General features: G+C 48.4%; 2 tRNA genes and 3 rRNA genes. All 5 read left to right on the forward strand.

Features of this window, described 5'->3' with window-relative positions:
• The first annotated feature begins 117 nt into the window (after nt 1–117).
• The 5 genes from ACH0AB_RS11530 to rrf all read left to right on the forward strand — a co-directional run bounded on the left by ACH0AB_RS11530 (nt 118) and on the right by rrf (nt 5,439).
• Nucleotides 118–1,649, forward strand: a 16S ribosomal RNA gene (locus tag ACH0AB_RS11530).
• A gap of 161 nt (nt 1,650–1,810) precedes the next feature.
• Nucleotides 1,811–1,887, forward strand: a tRNA-Ile gene (locus ACH0AB_RS11535).
• Between the two features lie 6 nt (nt 1,888–1,893).
• Nucleotides 1,894–1,969: transfer RNA gene (locus tag ACH0AB_RS11540), tRNA-Ala, on the forward strand.
• Nucleotides 1,970–2,365: 396 nt separating this feature from the next.
• Nucleotides 2,366–5,224, forward strand: a 23S ribosomal RNA gene (locus ACH0AB_RS11545).
• Nucleotides 5,225–5,325: 101 nt separating this feature from the next.
• Nucleotides 5,326–5,439, forward strand: a 5S ribosomal RNA gene (rrf, locus tag ACH0AB_RS11550).
• The 16S, 23S and 5S rRNA genes sit together here with 2 tRNA genes alongside, the layout of an rRNA operon.
• Nucleotides 5,440–5,445 lie beyond the last annotated feature (6 nt).

Here is a 5,445-nt window from a genome sequence, read left to right on the forward strand (position 1 = left end):
TTGTATTGTCAGAGTGAAGATACTCGTAAGTTTATTTGAGCAAAGACAGTATAAATAATTGAGTCAACAAATTAAATCTATTGACATGGCATAGCGATGACAATAGATAGAAAGATTAAACTGAAGAGTTTGATCATGGCTCAGATTGAACGCTGGCGGCAGGCTTAACACATGCAAGTCGAACGATGATTATCTAGCTTGCTAGATATGATTAGTGGCGGACGGGTGAGTAACATTTAGGAATCTGCCTAGTAGTGGGGGATAGCTCGGGGAAACTCGAATTAATACCGCATACGACCTACGGGTGAAAGGGGGCGCAAGCTCTTGCTATTAGATGAGCCTAAATCAGATTAGCTAGTTGGTGGGGTAAAGGCCTACCAAGGCGACGATCTGTAACTGGTCTGAGAGGATGATCAGTCACACCGGAACTGAGACACGGTCCGGACTCCTACGGGAGGCAGCAGTGGGGAATATTGGACAATGGGGGCAACCCTGATCCAGCCATGCCGCGTGTGTGAAGAAGGCCTTTTGGTTGTAAAGCACTTTAAGCAGGGAGGAGAGGCTAATGGTTAATACCCATTAGATTAGACGTTACCTGCAGAATAAGCACCGGCTAACTCTGTGCCAGCAGCCGCGGTAATACAGAGGGTGCGAGCGTTAATCGGAATTACTGGGCGTAAAGCGAGTGTAGGTGGCTCATTAAGTCACATGTGAAATCCCCGGGCTTAACCTGGGAACTGCATGTGATACTGGTGGTGCTAGAATATGTGAGAGGGAAGTAGAATTCCAGGTGTAGCGGTGAAATGCGTAGAGATCTGGAGGAATACCGATGGCGAAGGCAGCTTCCTGGCATAATATTGACACTGAGATTCGAAAGCGTGGGTAGCAAACAGGATTAGATACCCTGGTAGTCCACGCCGTAAACGATGTCTACTAGCCGTTGGGGTCCTTGAGACTTTAGTGGCGCAGTTAACGCGATAAGTAGACCGCCTGGGGAGTACGGCCGCAAGGTTAAAACTCAAATGAATTGACGGGGGCCCGCACAAGCGGTGGAGCATGTGGTTTAATTCGATGCAACGCGAAGAACCTTACCTGGTCTTGACATAGTGAGAATCCTGCAGAGATGCGGGAGTGCCTTCGGGAATTCACATACAGGTGCTGCATGGCTGTCGTCAGCTCGTGTCGTGAGATGTTGGGTTAAGTCCCGCAACGAGCGCAACCCTTTTCCTTATTTGCCAGCGGGTTAAGCCGGGAACTTTAAGGATACTGCCAGTGACAAACTGGAGGAAGGCGGGGACGACGTCAAGTCATCATGGCCCTTACGACCAGGGCTACACACGTGCTACAATGGTAGGTACAGAGGGTTGCTACACAGCGATGTGATGCTAATCTCAAAAAGCCTATCGTAGTCCGGATTGGAGTCTGCAACTCGACTCCATGAAGTCGGAATCGCTAGTAATCGCAGATCAGAATGCTGCGGTGAATACGTTCCCGGGCCTTGTACACACCGCCCGTCACACCATGGGAGTCTATTGCACCAGAAGTAGGTAGCCTAACGTAAGAGGGCGCTTACCACGGTGTGGTCGATGACTGGGGTGAAGTCGTAACAAGGTAGCCGTAGGGGAACCTGCGGCTGGATCACCTCCTTAACTAAAGCACTAAGTGAGAATTCACAGCAAGTTGTTCTTGTGTAGTAAGCTAATAAGCCAAGTAAATAAAACATTACTTTGCAAGGTTACTAGCGAAAATCCTATTTAAAGGATTTTCGGCTCAAGCCTAGCAAAGCGGTGCTTTGCTTTAACGGCTTTCGGGGTCTATAGCTCAGTTGGTTAGAGCACTGCCTTGATAAGGCAGGGGTCATAAGTTCAAGTCTTATTAGACCCACCACTAATCGGGGCCATAGCTCAGTTGGTAGAGCGCCTGCCTTGCACGCAGGAGGTCAGGAGTTCGACTCTCCTTGGCTCCACCATAATTAGCTTAACGTTATAAAGCAGACAGAGTAATTTAGTAAGTATTAAGAGATTACTTCAATCTGTTTTATCAGAAATCACGACCTGACGAAGGTCTGATAATTCAATAACAACATAGAGAAATGAGTCTGGGTTAATTATCAAGTTCCAACGAAGATAATTAACCTTAGTAATCAGCCAATCAGACCCAAAGAAATGATTGGAATAACTGATTACTTAAAAGTAAAGAGAACTGAATCAAGCGTAAACATAGGTGAAGATCGTTACCATTACGAATATAACTCAAATAGAAAAGTGCAGTAAGCACTTGCTTGAAATCTCGAATTATTTCGAGATGCAAAGCAAGTAATGGCTGTCACTCATTTGGCAACAAATGAAGCTATTTAGGGTTGTATAGTCAAGTAATGAAGTGCACATGGTGGATGCCTTGGCAGTCAGAGGCGATGAAAGACGTGACAGCCTGCGAAAAGCGTCGGGGAGGCGGCAATATCCTGTGATCCGGCGATATCTGAATGGGGAAACCCACTTGTCATAAGACAGGTATCGTAAATTTATTTACGAGGCAAACCGGGAGAAGTGAAACATCTCAGTAACCCGAGGAAAAGACATCAATAGAGATTCCCCTAGTAGCGGCGAGCGAACGGGGAGGAGCCGACTGATTATAATTTAGAGGAATGACTTGGAAAGGTCAATCGTAGAGGGTGATAATCCCGTACTCGAAAGGTTATAAGAAGCATATTAAGTAGGGCGGAACACGAGAAATTCTGTCTGAAGATGGGGGGACCATCCTCCAAGGCTAAATACTCCTGACTGACCGATAGTGAACCAGTACCGTGAGGGAAAGGCGAAAAGAACCCCTGTGAGGGGAGTGAAATAGAACCTGAAACCGTGTGCATACAAGCAGTCGGAGCGGACATGTTCCGTGACGGCGTACCTTTTGTATAATGGGTCAGCGACTTATATTCTGTAGCAAGGTTAACCGAATAGGGGAGCCGTAGGGAAACCGAGTCTTAATAGGGCGTCTAGTTGCAGGGTATAGACCCGAAACCGAGTGATCTATCCATGAGCAGGTTGAAAGTGACGTAACAGTTACCGGAGGACCGAACCCACTGTCGTTGAAAAGCCAGGGGATGACTTGTGGATAGGGGTGAAAGGCTAATCAAACTCGGTGATAGCTGGTTCTCCCCGAAAGCTATTTAGGTAGCGCCTCGGACGAACACCATTGGGGGTAGAGCACTGTTTCGGCTAGGGGGTCATCCCGACTTACCAAACCGATGCAAACTCCGAATACCGATGAGTGATATCCGGGAGACAGACGGCGGGTGCTAACGTCCGTCGTCAAGAGGGAAACAACCCAGACCGCCAGCTAAGGCCCCAAATTCCTAGTTAAGTGGGAAACGATGTGGGAAGGCACAGACAGCTAGGAGGTTGGCTTAGAAGCAGCCATCCTTTAAAGAAAGCGTAATAGCTCACTAGTCGAGTCGGCCTGCGCGGAAGATGTAACGGGGCTCAAACTAGGAGCCGAAGCTGCGGATTTAATTGTTTCAATTAAGTGGTAGGGGAGCATTGTGTAAGCCTGTGAAGGTGTGTTGTAAAGCATGCTGGAGGTATCACAAGAGCGAATGCTGACGTGAGTAACGACAAAACGGGTGAAAAGCCCGTTCGCCGGAAGACCAAGGGTTCCAGTCCAACGTTAATCGGGGCTGGGTGAGTCGACCCCTAAGGCGAGGCCGAAAGGCGTAGTCGATGGGAAATCGGTTAATATTCCGATACTTGTTTATGATGCGATGGAGGGACGGAGAAGGTTATGCCAGCTTGGCGATGGTTGTCCAAGTGGAAGGATGTAGTTAGGTTTAGTAGGCAAATCCGCTAGACTATTAATGAGATCTGATAGCAAGCTGTACTTGTACAGCGAAGTGGCAAATACCCTGCTTCCAGGAAAAGCTTCTAAGCGATAGTCATAAAGAAATCGTACCCGAAACCGACACAGGTGGTCAGGTAGAGAATACCAAGGCGCTTGAGAGAACTCTGCTGAAGGAACTAGGCAAAATGGTACCGTAACTTCGGGAGAAGGTACGCTGCCGATGGTGAGTAGTCACGCACTACAAAGCTATTGGCAGTCGCAGATACCAGGCCGCTGCAACTGTTTATTAAAAACACAGCACTCTGCAAACACGAAAGTGGACGTATAGGGTGTGATGCCTGCCCGGTGCTGGAAGGTTAATTGATGGGGTTAGCGTAAGCGAAGCTCTTGATCGAAGCCCCAGTAAACGGCGGCCGTAACTATAACGGTCCTAAGGTAGCGAAATTCCTTGTCGGGTAAGTTCCGACCTGCACGAATGGCATAATGATGGCGGCGCTGTCTCCAGCAGAGACTCAGTGAAATCGAAATCGCAGTGAAGATGCTGTGTACCCGCGGCTAGACGGAAAGACCCCGTGAACCTTTACTACAGCTTTACATTGAACTTTGACCTTACCTGTGTAGGATAGGTGGGAGGCTTTGAAGCAGGCACGCCAGTGTCTGTGGAGCCATCCTTGAAATACCACCCTGGTAATGTTGGGGTTCTAACTCAAGCTTAACAGAGCTGAGGACAATGTATGGTGGGTAGTTTGACTGGGGCGGTCTCCTCCTAAAGAGTAACGGAGGAGTACGAAGGTGCGCTCAGAACGGTCGGAAATCGTTCGAAGAGTATAAAGGCAAAAGCGCGCTTAACTGCGAGACCCACAAGTCGAGCAGATACGAAAGTAGGTCTTAGTGATCCGGTGGTTCTGTATGGAAGGGCCATCGCTCAACGGATAAAAGGTACTCTGGGGATAACAGGCTGATACCGCCCAAGAGTTCATATCGACGGCGGTGTTTGGCACCTCGATGTCGGCTCATCTCATCCTGGGGCTGAAGCAGGTCCCAAGGGTATGGCTGTTCGCCATTTAAAGAGGTACGCGAGCTGGGTTTAGAACGTCGTGAGACAGTTCGGTCCCTATCTACCGTGGGCGTTGGAAATTTGAGAGGATCTGCTCCTAGTACGAGAGGACCAGAGTGGACGAACCTCTGGTGTTTCGGTTGTGACGCCAGTCGCATTGCCGAGTAGCTATGTTCGGATGGGATAACCGCTGAAAGCATCTAAGCGGGAAGCCCACCTTAAGATTAGATTTCCCTAAAGAGCCGTTGTAGACTACGACGTTGATAGGTTGGGTGTGGAAGCATAGTGATATGTGTAGCTAACCAATACTAATTGCTCGTTTGGCTTGACTATACAACGCCTAAATGGCTTTGTAGGTAATAACGATTATCACCTCGCTTGATATAGCTCATACTTTACTTTTATTAAACATATTCATTTCTCTATCCCCCTTTGCTGACGATAATAGCTTGGAGGTCCCACCTGATCCCTTCCCGAACTCAGAAGTGAAACTCCAATGCGCCAATGGTAGTGTGGTTCGCCCATGTGAGAGTAGGTCATCGTCAGCTCCCTAT

It is taken from the genome of Moraxella sp. 179-F 1C4 NHS (assembly GCF_045370505.1).
Taxonomy (GTDB): domain Bacteria; phylum Pseudomonadota; class Gammaproteobacteria; order Pseudomonadales; family Moraxellaceae; genus Faucicola; species Faucicola tetraodonis.